This is a genomic window from Microbacterium sp. zg-B185, from assembly GCF_030246885.1.
Lineage (GTDB): Bacteria > Actinomycetota > Actinomycetes > Actinomycetales > Microbacteriaceae > Microbacterium.
In genome coordinates this window covers 3,039,152-3,056,966 of sequence record NZ_CP126739.1, presented here as the reverse complement: position 1 = coordinate 3,056,966, position 17,815 = coordinate 3,039,152, and the positions used below count along the sequence as shown (strand labels likewise).

14 protein-coding genes are annotated in these 17,815 nt (G+C 71.8%); 8 read left to right on the top strand and 6 right to left on the bottom strand.

The window, feature by feature from the left end; genetic code table 11:
- The first annotated feature begins 72 nt into the window (after positions 1 to 72).
- Complete coding sequence (locus QNO12_RS14525) at positions 73 to 849, top strand: ABC transporter ATP-binding protein (RefSeq protein ID WP_257501441.1); 777 nt, start codon at positions 73 to 75, stop codon at positions 847 to 849.
- Positions 846 to 2,315, top strand: coding sequence for an ABC transporter permease (locus tag QNO12_RS14520; RefSeq protein WP_374113570.1), 1,470 nt, complete (start codon positions 846 to 848; stop codon positions 2,313 to 2,315). Before QNO12_RS14525 ends, QNO12_RS14520 begins: the two co-directional genes overlap by 4 nt.
- Positions 2,316 to 2,594: 279 nt before the next feature.
- On the opposite strand, the gene QNO12_RS14515 is transcribed toward QNO12_RS14520, so the two are convergent.
- Positions 2,595 to 3,104, bottom strand: a complete 510-nt coding sequence (locus tag QNO12_RS14515; RefSeq protein ID WP_257501442.1) for a hypothetical protein — start codon at positions 3,102 to 3,104, stop codon at positions 2,595 to 2,597.
- A 37-nt stretch (positions 3,105 to 3,141) separates the two neighbouring features.
- On the opposite strand from QNO12_RS14515, the gene QNO12_RS14510 reads away from it, so the two are divergent.
- Positions 3,142 to 3,777, top strand: coding sequence for a 2-phosphosulfolactate phosphatase (locus QNO12_RS14510; protein ID WP_257501443.1), 636 nt, complete (start codon positions 3,142 to 3,144; stop codon positions 3,775 to 3,777).
- Between the two features lie 185 nt (positions 3,778 to 3,962).
- On the opposite strand, the gene QNO12_RS14505 is transcribed toward QNO12_RS14510, so the two are convergent.
- The 3 genes from QNO12_RS14505 to QNO12_RS14495 form a co-directional block, all read right to left on the bottom strand.
- Positions 3,963 to 4,454: a SprT-like domain-containing protein gene (locus tag QNO12_RS14505; protein ID WP_257501444.1), complete on the bottom strand. Its 492-nt coding sequence runs from the start codon at positions 4,452 to 4,454 to the stop codon at positions 3,963 to 3,965.
- Between the two features lie 46 nt (positions 4,455 to 4,500).
- On the bottom strand, positions 4,501 to 5,028 hold the full coding sequence (locus QNO12_RS14500) for a hypothetical protein (RefSeq protein ID WP_257501445.1): 528 nt from the start codon (positions 5,026 to 5,028) through the stop codon (positions 4,501 to 4,503).
- 132 nt (positions 5,029 to 5,160) lie between these two features.
- Entirely contained in the window at positions 5,161 to 6,024 is an 864-nt protein-coding gene (locus QNO12_RS14495) for a spermidine synthase (protein WP_257501446.1), read from the bottom strand.
- 241 nt (positions 6,025 to 6,265) lie between these two features.
- Between QNO12_RS14495 and QNO12_RS14490 the strand changes: the two genes are divergently transcribed.
- The 3 genes from QNO12_RS14490 to QNO12_RS14480 all read left to right on the top strand — a co-directional run bounded on the left by QNO12_RS14490 (position 6,266) and on the right by QNO12_RS14480 (position 10,052).
- A complete protein-coding gene (locus QNO12_RS14490; protein WP_257501447.1) occupies positions 6,266 to 7,903 on the top strand; it encodes an ABC transporter substrate-binding protein in 1,638 nt (545 codons plus the stop codon).
- Positions 7,904 to 8,026: 123 nt separating this feature from the next.
- Positions 8,027 to 9,031, top strand: coding sequence for an ABC transporter permease (locus tag QNO12_RS14485; protein ID WP_257501448.1), 1,005 nt, complete (start codon positions 8,027 to 8,029; stop codon positions 9,029 to 9,031).
- A gap of 61 nt (positions 9,032 to 9,092) precedes the next feature.
- Complete coding sequence (locus tag QNO12_RS14480; RefSeq protein WP_502883267.1) at positions 9,093 to 10,052, top strand: ABC transporter permease; 960 nt, start codon at positions 9,093 to 9,095, stop codon at positions 10,050 to 10,052.
- Positions 10,053 to 10,361: 309 nt separating this feature from the next.
- Here the strand turns inward: QNO12_RS14480 and QNO12_RS14475 are convergent, their stop codons facing one another.
- Positions 10,362 to 12,167 (bottom strand): dipeptide ABC transporter ATP-binding protein, encoded by a 1,806-nt coding sequence (locus QNO12_RS14475; protein ID WP_257501449.1) that lies wholly within the window; start codon positions 12,165 to 12,167, stop codon positions 10,362 to 10,364.
- Positions 12,168 to 12,376: 209 nt separating this feature from the next.
- Here QNO12_RS14475 and QNO12_RS14470 point away from each other — a divergent pair, with 209 nt between their 5' ends.
- Entirely contained in the window at positions 12,377 to 13,132 is a 756-nt protein-coding gene (locus QNO12_RS14470) for a 5-oxoprolinase subunit PxpA (protein WP_257501450.1), read from the top strand.
- A gap of 11 nt (positions 13,133 to 13,143) precedes the next feature.
- Positions 13,144 to 14,901 carry a 5-oxoprolinase subunit B/C family protein gene (locus QNO12_RS14465; RefSeq protein WP_285178059.1) on the top strand — a complete coding sequence of 586 codons (1,758 nt, stop codon included), beginning with the start codon at positions 13,144 to 13,146 and terminating at the stop codon, positions 14,899 to 14,901.
- Between the two features lie 134 nt (positions 14,902 to 15,035).
- On the opposite strand, the gene QNO12_RS14460 is transcribed toward QNO12_RS14465, so the two are convergent.
- Complete coding sequence (locus QNO12_RS14460) at positions 15,036 to 17,663, bottom strand: DUF4062 domain-containing protein (protein WP_257501452.1); 2,628 nt, start codon at positions 17,661 to 17,663, stop codon at positions 15,036 to 15,038.
- Between the last annotated feature and the right edge of the window lie 152 nt (positions 17,664 to 17,815).

Below are 17,815 nucleotides of genomic sequence, written 5' to 3'. Positions count from 1 at the left end.
TCATCCCAGCGATGTATGCGGATGCCCCTCCGGGCCGACGCGGTGCCGACCGCCGATTCGTAGCGTGGAGGCATGAACCTCTCCTCGACAGATCTCGGGCTGGCCGCCCGGGTGCAGAACCTCACCAAGACCTTCGGACACGGGGAGAGCGCCGTGCGCGCGCTCGACGACGTCAGCGTCGGCATCCGGCAGGGCGAATTCACGGCGATCATGGGACCCTCCGGCTCCGGCAAGTCCACGCTGATGCACATCATGGCGGGACTGGATGCGGCGACCTCGGGTCGCGCCTGGATCGGCGACACCGACATCACCGCCCTCAACGACCTGGAGCTCACGATCCTGCGGCGGCGACGGGTCGGGTTCGTCTTCCAGGCCTTCAACCTCGTGCCCACCCTCGATGCGGTGAGCAACATCCTTCTGCCGTTCGATCTGGACGGGCGGCGCCCGAGCGCGCCCGAGAAGGCTCGCATCGATGGGCTGATCGAGACGCTCGGTCTCGGTCCGCGGCTCCGGCACCGGCCGCACCAGCTGAGTGGCGGTCAGCAGCAGCGCGTCGCGATCGCCCGGGCGCTGGCCACGGCGCCGGATCTCGTGTTCGCCGACGAGCCGACGGGCAACCTGGACTCGCGCAGCGGCCGTGAGGTGCTCGGCCTGCTCGCCGCGGCCAGCCGTGAGCACGGGCAGTCGATCGCCATGGTCACGCACGACCCGATCGCCGCGGCGCACGCCGACCGCGTCATCTTCCTCGCCGACGGCCGAGTCGTCGCGGACAAGCCGCGCCAGAGCGCCGAGGAGATCTCCGCCTACATGCTGGCCACCGAGCTCGGCGGCGCGGCGGTCGCATCATGACCGCAGTACTGGCGAAAACCGCGAGCGAGCGGATGCCGGCCCCTGCCGGCCCCGGCACGCTCGACTGGCTGCGCGAGCGGGGGATGGGTGCCAGCATCCTGGTCGCCGCCATCTCCAGCGCATTCGGGGTGGTGCTGCTCACCGCCACCGGCTACATCGCGGAACTGCTGCGCGCATCTGCCTTCCTCGAGGAGAGCGAGACACTCGCGATCGTGATCTCGATCCTCAGCGTCCTGCTGATCGGGGTCGCGGTGTACGTCGCCGCGATCGTGACGTCGAACACGTTCGCCACGGTCATCGCGGGGCGCACCCGCCGCATCGCGCTGCTGCGGCTCATCGGCGCCTCGGCCCGGTCGCAGCGCACGGAGGTCGCACGCCAGGGACTGGTCGTCGGAGCCATCGGCGCGCTGCTCGGCCTCGTGGGCGGGACGGCACTGTCCGCCGGCGGCGTCGCGCTCGCGCAGGCTCTGCTCGAGCCCGACGGTGTGCGCTACGACCTGGTGCACGGCGCCCTGCTCATCCCCGCCGCGGTCGTGACCCTGACGACGTGGGCGGGGGCATGGGTCGGTTCGCGGGGCGTGCTGACGGTCACCCCGCTGCAGGCGCTGGGCGGGTCGGTGGAGGAATCGCGGGACCAGATCGCGGCGCGCACCCGCCGCAACGCCGGTGCGATCGTCCTGTTCGTCGCCGGTGGCGCACTCCTGGCCGCCGGCATCCTGCTCGGACTGCTCACACCGCTCGGGGTGGTCGTCGCCTTCGTCGGCGGCATCCTGTCCTTCTCCGGCCTCGCCCTCGGTGCCACCCTGGTCATGCCACCGGTGCTGCGGCTGGTGGGCCGGCTGTTCGGTCCTTCGGCGACCGCCCGGCTGGCGGCGGAGAACGCGCTGCGGAATCCGGAGCGATCCAGCCGGATGGCGATCGGCGTGGTGATCGGAGTCACGCTGGTGACGATGTTCGCGGTCGCGCTGGAGAGCGTGAAAGCGGTCATCGCGGCATCCGCCGGTGGTGCGCTCGATCCGGAGTTCGCCGCCATCATCGACACGTTCTCTGCGGTCATGATGGGGCTGGTCGCGGTCTCCGCGGTGATCGCCGGGGTGGGGCTGGTGAATCTGCTGACCATCGGCATCGTGCAGCGGCGGCGCGAGCTGGGGCTGCTGCGCGCGCTCGGCGTCTCCACAGGCCAGGTGCGCCTGATGGTGCTCCTGGAGGCGGCACACATCACCATCGCCGCCGTCGCCACCGGTCTCGTCCTGGGAACCGCGTACGGCTGGGCGGGCGCGCAGTCGCTGCTCGGATCGGTCGCGATGCCCCCGGCCTGGCAGGCGCCGACGTTCGTCGCCCCGGCGATCCCGTGGGCGCCGGTGGCGATCATCGTGGTCGCGACGGCGGTGCTGACGCTCGTCGCCGCAGTGGTCCCCACCCGCCTGGCCACGCGGGTCGCGCCGGTGGAGGCGCTCGCCGAGTAGCCCGGCTGCCGGGAGTGCGTGTTGGTGCTGCCGAGAGTGCGTGTTGGTGCTGCCGAGAGTGCGTGTTGGTGCTGCCGAGGGTGCGTGTTGCGGCTGCCGAGAGTGCGTGTTGCTCGGCGGGTGCACTCTCGTGGGCGGGGACGTGCACTCTCGCGGTCCGCGACGTGCACTCTCGCGGGGAGGTGCACTCTCGCGGGCGGGGACGTGCACTCTCGGGGGCGGGGACGTGCACTCTTGGGGGAGTGGCGGGCGGGGCGAGCCGCGCCGCGGGCTTCGGAGTCAGCCCGCGTCGCGGGACTCCGGGTCGTGCGCCCAGGTCGGCGCCATCGCCCGGATGCGGGCGGCCCGCCACTGCCACGTCGTCCACAGCACCGGCCACAGGGCCAGGGCGGTCGGCCCGCCGATCACCAGCCGCTCGCGCCACAGCGTCTTGGTCGGGTCTCCGGGCGCCGGCGCGATCGCCATCTGGTGGTCCCATACGTCCAGGCTCGCCAGCGGGCCGCTGAGCGGGATGCCGCTGTCCCGGAAGATCCGCACCGACCCGTTCGCGTCCTCGACGTACCGGTCGCTGACCTGGATGAGCTGCCGGCCCAGCGGCACGACGCCGCCGAACGACAACTGGACGGGCACGTCGCCGCCCGGTTCCCAGACCGTCGGCAGCCCGGCCGGAAGGACCGGATCGAGCTCCATCAGCGGGCCGTAGAGCTCCGCCACCGCGCGCGGGGAGTGCACGGCGCGCCACGCGGCATCCGCATCGCAGTCGATCACGATCTTCAGCAGGATGCGCATCGCCCCAGTCTCGCACCCGCCGCTCTACGCTGGACCGATGCCCCCTTTCGACCAGTCGACGTACCAGGTGCGCCTGGACTGGGGCCTCGAGGGCCTTGCGCGCCTTGCGCCCGCCGACATCGTCGTGGTCGTGGACGTGCTGCGCTTCTCGACCACGGTCATCCGGACCCTCGAGACCGAGGCGGCTTTCCGGCTGGATGCCGCGACCACCGCCACCTCGATCAACGGCGCCGCGGTCGCTGCGGCCGCCGCGCCCAGCGGCGCGGTCGTGCTGCTCGGCGCCCTGCGCAACGCCTCCGCGGTGGCCGCTGCCGTGTACGCGGACCAGCAGCGGCGCGGCGGACGCACGAGCGTCAACATCCTCGCCGCCGGCGAGCGGACCGGACGCGGGGCCGGGTCGACGGTGCGGTTCGCCGTCGAGGATCACCTCGGTGCGGGCGCCGTCATCGACGCGCTCGCAGCCCTTGGCCTGGACCACTCGTCGCCGGAGGCTGCGGTCGCGGGCGAGGCGTTCCACGCGCTCCGGCGCGCGACCCGGCACCTGCTCACCGCGAGCGGTTCCGGCCGTGAACTGACCGGGCGCGGTCGCGGCGACGAGGTGGATGCCGCGGCCGCGGTGGATGCGGCATCCGTCGTTCCGATTCTGCGTGCGGGGGAGTTCCGCGCGGTCTGACGCGATGCCCGCGGCGGGTCAGGCGGGCTCGGCAGCCGAGTGCCCGGCTCCGGCAGGCGACGGCCGGGCGACGCGCAGCCGAATGCCCGGCGACGCGCACGCCGCACGACGCAGCCCGCACGCCGCAGGCCGCGCGACGCAGCCCGCACGCCACGCGCCGCGCGCCGCACGCCGCAGGACGCGCCCTACGAGCGCGGTGTCATCGCAGCCAGGCGGGCGGCGGGACTGATCTCGCGCCGCGTCCAGGAGAAGACGAAGCGCTCGTCGAAGCGCGGTGCGCATTTCGCGCACGACGTCGGCCGCGTCACCCTGCGGTGCCGATAGGCCAGGTGCCCCGAGGGGCAGACTCCGATCCACGGCGCCAGTTCGACCGCCGTCTCGCCGTGGTGGGTGGTGCCCCCGACGTAGCCGAGATCGCGCGCGACGGCCTTCCACTTCGGGCCGTGCCCCGCCGCGGCGCCGGCGAGGGCATGCGCGACCTCGTGCAGCAGCGTCTGGTGATTGGTGTCGTCGTCGTACCGCGCGGCAAGGTAGCGCGACACGCTGATGCGCTGACGCGTGAAGTCGCACAGACCCGCCCGGCGCTTGGCGTTGTCGAACCCGAAGGACCACGAGGGGTCCAGGTGGCGGACGATCAGCGCGTCGGCCCAGACGCGCACACGGGACAGTTCCGACATGGGGGGAAGAGTAGAACGGGCTTACGACACGTGCGGGGAAGCGGGCTCAGCTCGCGACGGACGCGCTGGAACGGCGGCGGTCGGCGGCATCGATCGCGAGCAGGGTCGACTCGAGCTGGTCGTCGGTGGCGCCGGACTCCTGGCGCAGGAACAGCGCGCGCTTGAAGTCCGAGCGGGCGGCCGCGAAGTCGCCGGCGTCGTAGTGGACCTTGCCGCGGTGCTGGTAGGCGAACGCGGCGATCGCGTTCCACTCCTTGCCCTCGGCTTCGTAGGCGCAGGAGGTCAGTTCCTGCTCGGCCGCGGCATACGCGCCACGGAAGTGCAGCACCGACGCGTGCAGGACGCGCGCGCGCAGCAGATCCTTGCGGGTGCCGGCCATGCGCGCCACGCGCACCGACTGCTCCGAGAGCACGAGGGAGTCTTCGAGGCGGTCCAGGACCTTCAGCAGCCAGACCCGTTCCAGCAGCGCGGGAAGGCTCCGCTGCTCGCCGATCTCGTCCAGCCGCTCCTTGCATTCGCGCGGATCGACCCGCTCACGCAGGGTGTCGGGGTCATACCCGTGGATGTAGCTCACTTCGACTCCTCTCCGCGCGACCAGGCTCGCTCCTCCAGTGTGCCCCGGGTCCGCGGACTCGGGCCGGGGGCACGCCGTTGATGACCGCGACACGCCGCGTTCCGGACTCGCGCAGGGCGGCGGCCGAGCCGATCAGCGCTGGAAGACCGAGTCCGCGGGTTTCGGTGACGGCGTGGAATCGGCATCCGTCGCCACGCGCGAGCTGCGCACCAGCTCGTCCAGCTCCGCGCCCTGTGCGACCTTCGCCGGGTGCGGACCGGCCGCCATCAGCCGCGGCAGCCACTGGTCCGGCAGGGGCGAGCGGGATGCCGCGACCACCAGGTTGCCGAAACGCCGGCCCTTCAGCACCTGCACCTCGGCCAGGACCAGCACGTGCGGGAACACCGCCCGCACCGTCGCGATCTGCCGACGCGCGAAGGCCAGTCCGGCGCCGTCGGCGACGTTGACCAGGAGCACTCCCTCGGGGGCGAGCAGCCGCTCGGCGGCGGTGTAGAACTCGACCGTCGTCAAGTGCGCGGGCGTCTGCGCTCCGGCGAACACGTCGGAGATGAGCAGGTCGACGTTGCCCAGCAGGCCGGCGGGCAGGCGGGCGAGCCCCTCGCGAGCGTCCCCGATCCGCACCCGGATCGACGCGCCGCGCGGCAGGGGCAGTTCGCTGCGCACCAGCTCCACCAGCGCCGGCTCCAACTCGAGAACCTGCTGGCGCGATCCAGGCCGGGTCGCCTCGACATACCGCGGCAGAGTCATGGCACCGGCGCCGAGGTGCACGGCCGTGAGCGGCTGCCCCGGCATCCGGAGCTGGTCGATCACCGCCCCCATGCGCGCCACGTACTCGAAGTGCAGGTGCGTCGGGTCGTCCAGGTCGACGTGGGACTGCGGGGTGCCGTCGACGGCCAGCTCCCAGCCGCCGGCGTACGCCGAGCGGACCACGTGCGCGAGGGTGCCGTTCGACAGCCGCACGGACGCGGGAGGTTCCTCGAACCGGGCGCGGGCCATGACCCAACGGTATCCCGCGCACGGCCCGGTGCGCAGGAAAAGCCCGTCCGCGGGGCGAACCCGGCCCCGCCGAGCCGAAACACAATCGAGACCCAGGCGTAATGGCCGCCGGAGTCCCGCCCGGGTAGCGTCGTAGCATCACACCCCTTGCGGGCGAAGCCGCGCGAAATCCCGCGCTCCCGCCGCCCGCAGATTCATGGAAGGTGCACAACAGATGCTCCACAGTTCGAGAAAGCGCTGGATGACCGGCGCCGCGGTCGTCGCCCTGGGCGCGCTGGTGCTCACGGCGTGCGCGAGCGAGCGTGATGGCGGCAGTGCGGACGATTCCTCCGACGTCGACAGCACGTTCGTCTTCGCCGCGTCCAACGACCCGTCCGGCCTGGACCCCGCATTCGCCAGCGACGGCGAGACCTTCCGCGTCTCGCGTCAGATCTTCGAGGGTCTGGTCGGGGTGGAGCCCGGAACCGCCGATCCCGCGCCCCTGCTCGCCGAGAGCTGGGAGCAGTCCGAGGACGGCCTGTCCTACACCTTCACGCTGAAGGAGGGTGTCACGTTCCAGGACGGCACCGACTTCAACGCCGAGGCGGTGTGCACCAACTTCGACCGCTGGTACAACTGGACCGGTCTGGCACAGTCGGAGAGCCTCTCGTACTACTACGGGTCGCTTTTCAAGGGCTTCGCCGACACCCCCGAGACCGCGGTCTACGACTCGTGCTCCGTCGATGACGACGCGCACGCGACCGTCACGCTGACGCAGCCGTTCGCCGGCTTCATCGCGGCGCTGTCGCTGCCGGCCTTCTCGATGCAGAGCCCGACCGCTCTGGCCGAGTTCGACGCCGATGCCGTCGGCGGCACCGAAGAGGCTCCCACCCTGAGCGAATACGCGAACGGCCACCCGGTCGGCACCGGACCGTTCATGTTCGACTCGTGGGAGCCCGGCGAGCAGGTCACCCTCGAGGCCTACCCGGACTACTGGGGCGAGCAGGGTCAGGTGCAGGAGATCATCTTCCGCACCATCGGCGACCCGACCGCCCGCCGTCAGGCCCTCGAAGCCGGCGACATCGACGGCTACGACCTCGTGGCTCCGGCCGACACCGCCGCCCTCGAAGAGGCCGGTTACAACGTGATGCAGCGTGACCCGTTCACGATCCTGTACCTCGGCATGAACCAGGCCGTCCCCGAGCTGGCGAACCCGCTGGTGCGCGAGGCGATCGCGCACGCGATCGACAAGGAGGCCCTGGTCACGCAGGTGCTGCCCGAAGGCACCGAGGTGGCTTCGCAGTTCATCCCGCCGGTGGTCACCGGCTGGAACGAGGATGTCACCACGTACGACTACGACCCCGACCTGGCCAAGCAGCTGCTCGCCCAAGCGGGGTACCCGAACGGCCTGACGCTGATGTTCAACTACCCGACGAACGTGTCGCGGCCGTACATGCCCAACCCGGAGCAGATCTTCACGAACCTGGCCTCGCAGCTGGAGGCGGTCGGGATCACCGTCACCCCGACGGGCAACGAGTGGAACCCGGCGTACCTGGACCGCATCCAGGGTGGCGCGGATCACGGTCTGCACCTGCTGGGCTGGACCGGTGACTACAACGACACGGACAACTTCGTGGGCGTGTTCTTCGGCCAGGCCTCCAACGAATGGGGCTTCGACAACCAGGAGCTGTTCACCGCGCTCACCGAGGCCCGCGGCATCGCGGACATCGACGAGCAGACCGAGCTGTACAAGCAGATCAACGAGATGATCGCCGAGTTCAACCCCGGCATCCCGCTCGCGCACCCGGCGCCTTCGCTGGCGTTCGACCCGCGCGTGACGTCGTACCCGGCCAGCCCGGTCAACGACGAGGTGTTCAACACGATCGAGCTCAGCGAGTAGCAACGATCGAGCGGATGCCGCGGACCGGCCACACAGCCTGCCCGCGGCATCCGCGTCATCCCTTCTCGCCGGGCTTGGTCGCACCGCCTGCACCCGCCCCCTGATCCTCCGGAGTTCCCCTCAGTGCTGCGCGTCATCGGCAAACGTCTTCTGTACCTGATCCCCACGCTCCTGGGTCTGTCGATCCTGCTGTTCCTGTGGGTCCGGTCCCTGCCCGGCGGGCCGGCCGTGGCACTGCTCGGAGAGAAGGCGACGCCGGAGGCGATCGAGCGGATCAACGAGCTGTACGGGTTCAACCGGCCCATCATCGAGCAGTACTTCGTCTGGATCGGCAGGCTGCTGCAGGGCGATTTCGGCGCCTCGATCATGACCAGCCGGCTCGTGCTGGAGGAGTTCGGCCGCCGTTTCCCGGCGACGCTGGAACTGTCCATCGCGGCGCTCATCTTCGCCGTCGGCATCGGCATCCCGCTGGGATACTGGGCCGCCCGCCGTCACGGCAAGGCCACCGACCACGTCGCCGTCGCCTCGAGCCTCATCGGCATCACGATCCCGGTGTTCTTCCTCGCGTTCATCCTCAAGTACGTCTTCGCGGTCCAGCTCGGCTGGCTGCCCTCCGACGGGCGACAGGACCCGCGGATCGATGCGACCCACCCCACCGGCTTCTACGTGCTGGACGGACTGCTGACCGGCGAGTTCGATGCCGCGTGGGATGCCATCCTGCACCTGATCCTGCCGGCGATCGCCCTCGGCACCATCCCGCTGGCGATCATCGTGCGCATCACCCGCGCATCCGTGCTGGAGGTGCAGAATGCCGACTATGTGCGCACCGGCCGCGCCAAGGGCGTCTCGCTGGGCACCATCCGCAACCGCTTCATCCTGCGCAACGCGATGCTCCCGGTCGTCACCACGGTGGGCCTGCAGACCGGTCTGCTGATCTCGGGGGCGGTGCTGACCGAGAAGGTCTTCGCCTATCCCGGCATCGGGCAGTTCATGGCCGACGCCATCTTCGAGCGCGACTACGCCGTCCTGCAGGGATTCATCATCTTCATCGCCATCGGCTACGCGCTGATCAACCTCGCCGTGGATGTCTCCTACGGCTTCATCGACCCGAGAGTGAGGGTCTCATGATCGTTCTGATCGGACAGCTCCCCGGCGACCGCGCGGTCGCCACGGCTGCGGGAGGTGCCCCGTGACCTCTGCGATCCTGCCACCGGCGCCCGCGGGCGGACCGGTCGATGACACCGCCGTCGTCGATCACGAGCTGCTTGCGGCGCAGACCCGCGGAGGATTCTGGCGCGACGTCTGGAACCGGCTGCGACACAACCCGTCCGCCTGGATCGGCGCGGTCATCGTCGGGCTGTTCGTGCTCGTCTCGATCCTCGCGCCGTGGCTCGCGCCCTACCCGCCCAACGCGCTGCCGGGACAGGCCTACATCACCCCGACGCACATCCCCGGCCCCGGCGAGCTGCCGCAGTTCCCGCTCGGCCTGGACCGCTTCGGCGGCGACGTCCTGTCCAAGCTGATCTGGGGTGCACAGGCATCGTTGCTCATCGGTGTCATCTCGACCGCGTTCGGCCTGGCCGGTGGCATGCTCATCGGCCTCATCGCCGGCATGTTCGGCGGCCAAGTCGACAACGTGCTGATGCGATTCATCGACATCCTGCTCTCCGTGCCGAGCCTGCTGCTGGCCGTCTCGATCGCCGCCCTGCTCGGCCAGACGCCGTTCGCGGTGATGATCGCGATCGGAGTCTCGCAGGTGCCGATCTTCGCGCGCCTGCTGCGATCGTCGATGCTGCAGCAGCGCAGCGCGGACTACGTCCTGTCCGCGCAGACGCTCGGCCTGGGCCGCGGCAAGATCACGATGAGCCACGTGCTGCCGAACTCGGTCGGTCCGGTCATCGTGCAGGGCACCCTGAGCCTCGCCACGGCCGTCATCGATGCCGCGGCCCTGTCGTTCCTGGGACTCGGCGGTGGGCGCCCCGAGACGGCGGAGTGGGGTCGGATGCTCACCTACGCGCAGTCCGAGCTGGCGATCGCCCCGTATCTGGCGTTCCTGCCCGGCATCTGCATCATGATCACCGCGCTGGGCTTCACGCTGCTCGGTGAGGCGCTGCGCGAGGCGATGGACCCCCGGACCCGCATGCGCTGAACCGACGCCGAGTGCCGTCGCGACCGGGTGCCGCTGCCCCGGCATCCGGTGCCGTCGCGACCGGGTGCCGCTGCCCCGGCATCCGGTGTTCGCCTGTCACGAACTGCGGCCCCACGCGGCGTGTTGTGACAGGTGAGCGGGGAGGGCGAGAGGGGTGAGGTGCCCGGTCGCGAAGTGCGACCTGGCTCGGCGGTTGGTCGCTGCTCGCCTGTCGCGAAGTGCGGCCGTGCTCGGCGTGTTGTGACAGGTGAGCGGGGGAGGGCGTGAGCGGGGGATGAGGCGAGCGGGGGATGCCGCGGCATCCGTGGCTCAGACGGCGATGTCCAGCTCGTTGCCGGGGATCGACGCGAGCAGCCGGCGTGTATACGCGTCGCGGGGATTGGTGAAGATCTCCTCGGACGTCGCCGCTTCGACCAGCACACCGTCCTTCATGACGCACACGTAGTCGCTGATCAGACGGACCACCGCCAGGTCGTGCGAGATGAACAGGTAGCTCAGGCCGTACTCGCTCTGCAGGTCGCTGAGCAGCCGGAGGATCTGGTCCTGCACGAGCACGTCCAGGGCGGACACGGGCTCATCGCACACGATCAGGTCGGGGGAGAGGGCGAGGGCGCGCGCGATCGCGACGCGCTGACGCTGACCGCCGGACAGCTCGGACGGATACCGGCGCAGCATCGACTGCGGCAGCGCGACGTCGTCGAGGAGCTGCCGGACGCGCGCGGAGCGCTCCTTGGCGGACCCGCGCTTGTAGAAGTCCAACGGCTCCATGATCAGCCGCTCGATGGAGAACATCGGATTCAGTGACGAGTACGGGTCCTGGAAGATCGGCTGCACCCGCTGGCGGAAGGAGTTCAGCTGCTTGCCCTTGAGGCTCGCGACGTCCTGCCCGTCGAAGCGGATGACGCCGCTGGTCGGGTCGACGACCTTCAGCACCATCCGTGCGGTGGTCGTCTTGCCCGATCCGGACTCGCCGACGATCGCCACGGTCTCACCGCGGGGGATCGCGAACGAGACGCCGTCGACCGCCGTGAACTCCTCCTTGCGGCCGCGGATCTTGAACACCTTCGTGAGGTTCTCGACTTCCACGATGTAGTCGGGCGCGGCCGGCTGGGTCCCGCCGGGCGTGCGGTCCGACACCGCAGCGGGCTCGGACACCGCAGCGGGCTCGGACACCGCAGCGGACTCCGACACCGCGATCGGTTCCGCCGGTACGGTCGAATCCGGCGCGGACGCCGCGGCATCCGTCGCCCGGTTCTCCGACGTCGGCTTGCGGAAGGCCTCCGGGCGCAGTCGCACCGCCGCCACCGAGGGCGCGGCGCGGACCAGCGCCTGCGTGTATGGCTCCTGGGGGTCCTCGAGGATCTGCCGGGCAGGACCCTGCTCGACGATCCGGCCCCGGTGCATCACGACCACGCGCGACGCGCGCTCGGCAGCGAGGCCGAGGTCGTGGGTGATCAGCATCAGCGCGGTGCCCAGTTCGCCGGTCATCCGCTCGAGCTGGTCGAGGATCGTCCGCTGCACGGTCACATCCAGCGCGCTGGTGGGCTCGTCGGCGATCAGCAGGCGAGGGTTGCAGGCCAGCCCGATGGCGATCAGGGCTCGCTGGCGCATGCCGCCGGAGAACTCGTGCGGATACTGCTTGGCGCGCTCCGCGGCGTCGGGCAGTCCGGCGGCGGCGAGCGTCTCGACGACCTTGCGGTCGACGTCCCGGCGGGTGGCCAGTCCGTGCGCGAGCAGCGTCTCGGCAACCTGGCTGCCGATCTTGGCGACCGGGTTGAGGTTCGACATCGGATCCTGCGGCACCAGCCCGATGGCCGCGCCGCGGATGCCGCGCATCACGGTCTCCGAGGCGCCGACCAGGTCTTCGCCCTCGAAGAGGATGCTGCCCTTGGTCACCCGGCCGTTGCCGGGCAGCAGGCCGATCACGGCCATCGCGGTCGTGGACTTGCCTGAGCCGGACTCGCCGACGATGGCGAGTGTCTCGCCCGCGGCCAGGTCGAGGTCCACGCCTTCCACGGCGTGGACGGTGCCATCGACCGTCCGGAACTCGACCGCGACATCGCGGACCTGGAGCAGCTGCGTGCCGGCGGCGACGCGCTCGGAGGATCGGGCCATGCGTCCATCCTGCCTGGCGCGGGGGCGCGCCGCACCCGCGGCGGTCGAGCCTTTACGCAGTCGTAACCCGTGCCTCGTGGCCTTTCGGCGCATAACTCCTGCATTCGTCGAGGCGGGCGGCGGTCACGCCGCATACTGGCGCGAGTATGGGCGCGCATCGGGTCAGGATTGCAGGAGTTATGCGCTGCCGCCCGGCGATACCGTGGAGCATGGCCTGGATCGACCTCAACGCGGACCTCGGCGAGACGGTCGCGGGCATTCCGACGGCGGACGACGAGGCGATGTTCGCGGTGATCTCCAGCGCGAGCATCGCATGCGGCGGCCACGCCGGGGATGCCGCGTCCCTGACCGTGGCGGTCGACCGCGCGGCGCGGTTCGGCGTCGCCATCGGCGCACACCCCTCGTACCCGGATCCGGCGAACTTCGGCCGGGTCCCTCTGGCGATGCGGCCCGCCGAGCTGACTTCCGCCGTGGCCGCGCAGCTGGCTGCGCTCGTCGACGCCGGGGCCGACGTCCGCTACGTCAAGCCCCACGGCGCGCTGTACCACGCGGTCACCGCGGACGCCGCGCACGCGGACGCGGTCGTCGTGGCGGTCGCCGACCTCGCCGCCCGGCTCGGCCGGCCGGTCGCGGTGCTGGGGCTCGCCGGGCGGATCGAGCACGCGGCGCGCACCGCGGGGCTGCCCTTCGTCCGCGAAGCTTTCCTGGACCGCGGCTACCGTCCGGACGGCTCCCTGGTCCCGCGCGGGGAGCCCGGGGCGCTGCTGCACGATCCCGCCGAGGTGGCCGCCCGCGCGGTGCGCCTGGTCCGCGAGGGAGTGGTCGAGACACGGGACGGGATGCCGGTGCCCGCCGACGCGGCATCCCTGTGCCTGCATGGCGACTCGCCCGCGGCGGTCGCCATGGCCCGCGCGGTGCGCGCAGCGCTGGATGCCGAGGGCATCGGGGTGCGGGCGCCGTGGTGAATCCGCTGCCCGTGCGAATTCTCCCGATGGGCGAGCACGCCGTGCTGGTCGAGGTCGATTCCCTCGACGCGGCCGTCGCGCTGCGGGCTCGGCTCGAAGCGACGCGACCCCCCGGTGTCGTGGACCTCGTCCCGGCCGCCCGCACGGTGCTGGTGCGTGTCGATCCCGCCCGCCTCCCGCTCGCAGCGGTGCGGTCGTGGGTCGCCGGAGCGACGACGGATGCCGCCGCCGCCGCGACCGCGGATGCACCTCTCGTCGAGCTGGAGGTCGGGTACGACGGCGCGGACCTGGCCGAGACGGCAGAGCTGCTCGGGCTGAGCGCCGACGAACTCGTGCGCGCTCACGCGGCCGCGGAGTGGACGGTCGCCTTCACCGGGTTCGCCCCCGGATTCGGATACCTCATCAGCCCGGACTGGACCTTCGACGTGCCCCGCCTGCCCAGCCCGCGCACGCGCGTGCCGCGTGGTGCGGTCGGCCTGGCCGCGGGTTTCACCGGCGCGTATCCGCGGGACACCCCGGGCGGGTGGCGGCTGATCGGCACCACGTCCGCTGCGCTGTTCGACCCGGATGCCGCCTCGCCGGTGCTGCTGTCACCCGGCACGCGGGTGCGGTTCCGTCCGGTCGCGCCGGGCGGCCGGAGGGCAGCGGCGCCATCAGGCGGCCACACGGCAGCGGCGCCGTCAGGCAGCCGGAGCTCAGCGGCGCCGTCAGGCAGCCACGCGGCAGCGGCGCCGCCGGGCGGCCGGAGGGCAGCGGCGCCATCAGGCGGCCGGGCGGCAGCGGCACCATCAGGCGGCCGGAGGGCAGCGGCGCCATCGGACAGCCGGACGGCAACGGCGCCATCGGACAACGAGACCGCAGCGGCCCCGTCAGGCAGTGCGCGAGCCCCGCGGCCGGGCGCTCCGGGGCTGCAGGTCCTCGAGTCGGGACTGCTGGCCACCGTGCAGGACCTGGGGCGTGCCGGGTCGGCCTCGTGGGGGGTCGCCCGCTCCGGAGCGCTGGACCGCGGCGCGCTGCGCACCGCCAACCGGCTGCTGGGCAACCCCGAGGACGCGGCGGCGGTCGAGGTGACGATGGGCGCTTTCCGTGCGGTCGCGCTGCGCGACCTGTGGTTCGCGGTGACCGGCGCGTGGGGACCGATCCGCCTGGACGGACGCGAGCGGGACCCCTACGAGGCGCACCCGTGGCCCGCGGGAGCGCAGCTGCAGCTGGACTGGTTCGACGCCGGCGCACGCGCGTACCTGGCGGTGCGGGGCGGGATCGACGCCGCACCGGTGCTCGGGTCGCGCGCGAGCGATGTGCTGGCCGGCATCGGGCGGCCTCCGCTGCGGGCCGGCGACGCGCTGCCGGTCGACGCCGAACCGGCGGATGCCATCCCGGTCGCCGTGGTGGCGCCGTGGGGTGCGCCGCACGACGACGAGATCGAGGTCGCTCTGGCTCCGGGTCCGCGCGCGGACTGGTTCGCGGCATCCGCGCTGTCCGTCCTGTACGAGGCGGTCTGGACGGTCACCACCGACGCGGACCGGGTCGGGATGCGCCTGGACGGACCGGCGCTCGCCCGCACCCGCACGGACGAGCTGCCGAGCGAGGGCATGGTGCCTGGTGCGCTGCAGGTGCCGCCCAGCGGACGGCCGACCATCCTGCTCGCCGACGGGCCGGTCACCGGCGGGTATCCGGTCCTCGCGGTGGCGACGGATGCCGCGCTCGACCTGCTCGCGCAAGCGCGGCCCGGCACGCGGGTGCGCTTCCGGCATGCACGGCCGGCCTGAGCCGGACGCCGCCGCGGTCGCAGCCTCGGATCTTCGCAGCGGAATCGGGCCACGAGCGCGCCGGCATCCGAATCCGACGTCAGCTCCCGTGAAGACACGGCTTCGGAACGGACGAGGATGCCGGGGCCGGTGCCCTACCAGTGCGACAGCGCCTCGGTGGCCAGCGCACGCTCGGGCTCCGGGAGGGCGAGGGCGACGGCTTCGGCCATCGTCAGCTGCACGCCCTCGCGTTCGCCGGCGGCCACCGCATCCGGGTCGCTGCGGCGGACGGCATCCAGCGACAGCTCGTGCACGGTGAAGGCCTCCACGTCGAAGACGCCGATCCGGTGACGGATAGCGGCCGCCGCGGCCGACAGGGCACCGGCGCGGCGCGCGTCCCCGTGCGCCGCCGCGATGGCGCAGATGCCCTCCAATCCGTAGGCCACGCCCTCCTCGTGATGCAGCGTGACCGAGTCCACCAGGGTCCGCCGGAACACCTCCTCGGCCTCGGCGACCTGGCCGCCGACCAGCAGCAGTCGTCCGATCTGGTTGCCGGCCACCGAGCGGGTGAACAGATCCCCGCCGGCGTCGGCGACCGCGCTGGCTCGCTGGAAGTGCGTGAGCGCATCCTCGCGTGACCCGCGCAGCCACGCGACCCGGCCCAGCGACACCTGCGTGATCGCCTCGCCCCAGCTGTTGCCCAGGCGGTGCAGCCGCTCCACCGCGTCATCGAGCTCCCGCGACGCGGTCTCGATGTCCGGCTGCGGCAGCTGCACGCGCGCGGTCGCGCGGGCCGCCAGCGCCATCGCCGCGGCATCCTCGTCCCCGCTGTCGGTGAACAGCCGGACGCACTCGGCCAGCCCGGCCACGACCTCCTCGGACGGGCGCTGCCACATCTCGCCCCACAGTGCGAAGAACCAGGCGATCGCGCGCGAGCGGGACCGGATGGGTTGCTCCTTGCCGAGCAGTTCCAGCATCCACACCCGGACGCCCCCGAACAGGCCCATGATCCACCAGTAGATGAGCAGACCCCAGGCGAACTCGGCCGCGTCGTCGAGCCGGTCGGTGTAGACCAGATGCCGGATGGCGGCACGCAGGTTCGCCAGCTCCACGGTCAGGGCCGCCAGCGTGGCCGCTTGACTCGTGCTGCGCAGATCCCCGCCATCCCGACGCACCAGCGCGGTGTAGTAATCGGCATGTGCGGCGCGCATCACGTCCGCCTCGCCGCGCTCCTTGAGCCTGCCCAGGGCGTACTCGCGGACGATGGCCAGCAGCGACAGCACCGGCCGGCCCTGCACCTCGCTCTGCGTGACCAGCGAGCCGTCGATCAGGGCGGTGATCGCGTCGATGGCGTGGCCGTCCCACGAGCGCCCGACGCCGATCGCTTCCACCGCCTCGAGCGAGAAGCGCTCGGCGAACACCCCGAGGTCCTCCAGCAGTGCGCGGTCCTGCGCCGCAAGCAGGCCGACGCTCCAGTCCAGGGTGGCGCGCATCGTCCGGTGCCGGTCCGGCAGATCGCGGACGGCCGCCGTCAGCAGGGGCAGGCTCTGCTTGAGCCGCTCGGCGATGCCGGCGGGGGTGAGTATCCGCAGCTTCGCGGCCGCCAGCTCGATCGCGAGCGGGAGCCCCTCGAGCCGCCGGCAGATGTCCATGACGGCACCGGCGTTGTCCTCCGTGAGCGCGAAGGACGGCTTGGCGGCCTGGGCGCGATCGACGAACAGCTGAACCGCCGTGGACTGCCGCGCGCGCTCCAGGGTGCCCGGGGCGTTCGGGCCGGGCGTGCCCAGCGCGCGCACGTCGTACACCTGCTCGCCCCGGATGCGCAGCACGATGCGGCTGGTCACGAGGAAGCTCGCGGTCGGGGCCACCGTGTACAGCCGCACCAGCACGGGGGCCGCATCGACGATCTGCTCGAAGTTGTCCAGCACGAGCAGCACGTTGCGCTCGGCGAGCGCGCGGGAGATGCGCTCCTCGAGTACCGCTTCTCCGTTGTCCCGGATCCCCAGCGTGTACGCGATGGTGGGCAGCAGCAGGCCCGGCTCCAGGACGTTCTCGAGCCCGACGAAGTACACGCCGTCCGGGAACAGCCCGCGGGCGGCGAGTGCGACCTCGATGGCCAGGCGGCTCTTGCCGATGCCGCCCGGGCCGATCAGGCTGATCACGCGGTCGGTGCCGCGGGAGAGCAGCTCGCGGACCTCGGCGATCTCACGCTCGCGGCCGATCGTCGTGGTGTACGGGGCAGGCACCCGGGCGATCAGCGAGGTCGCGGCATCCGACTCCAGCGGCGCCGCGAGCGCGCGGGACTCGTCGAACCGTTCCGCCAGCAGCGTGGCCAGATCGGCGCTGACCTGGGTGCCGAGCTGTTCCGGGGAGTCGAAGGGGAGGTAGGCGGCGGTGTCGTCGATCTGGATGCGGGTGATGAGGTCGCGCAGACGCGGCTCGCGGCGATCGCTCCTTTTGATGTAGATGAGTTTGGGCATCTGGCGGGGGGCCAGGGTGTATTCGTCTTCGAGTCCGGAGATCTGCTCGTCGGGGGCGATCCAGCCGTAGCTGTCGGCGTAGATGCCGATGAAGACGTCGCTCTGGGCCAGGTAGGAGCGGTAGAGCTCTCGGGGCGGGTGCGGGCGGGCGCCGAGCTCGAACATGACCGGAGCCAGCTGCATGCGTTCGATCGCGGCGCGGACGGCGCGGCGTTCCTCGGCGAGTTCGCGCAGGGTCGAACTCACGAACACCCGGATCCGCTGGTCGGGCGTGCGGATCACGGGCTCTCGAGCCCCAGTCATGACGCCATCATCGCCTGTATTCGGCCGTATGCACCAGAGGGGATGCCGTGCCGATCCTCGGGCTGCGCGGGGCGGAACGGGGTGGGATCCGCGGCATCCGTCCCGCCGGGCACGCGTCCCGTCCGACGCGTGCGTGCCCGCTGTCGTGGTAC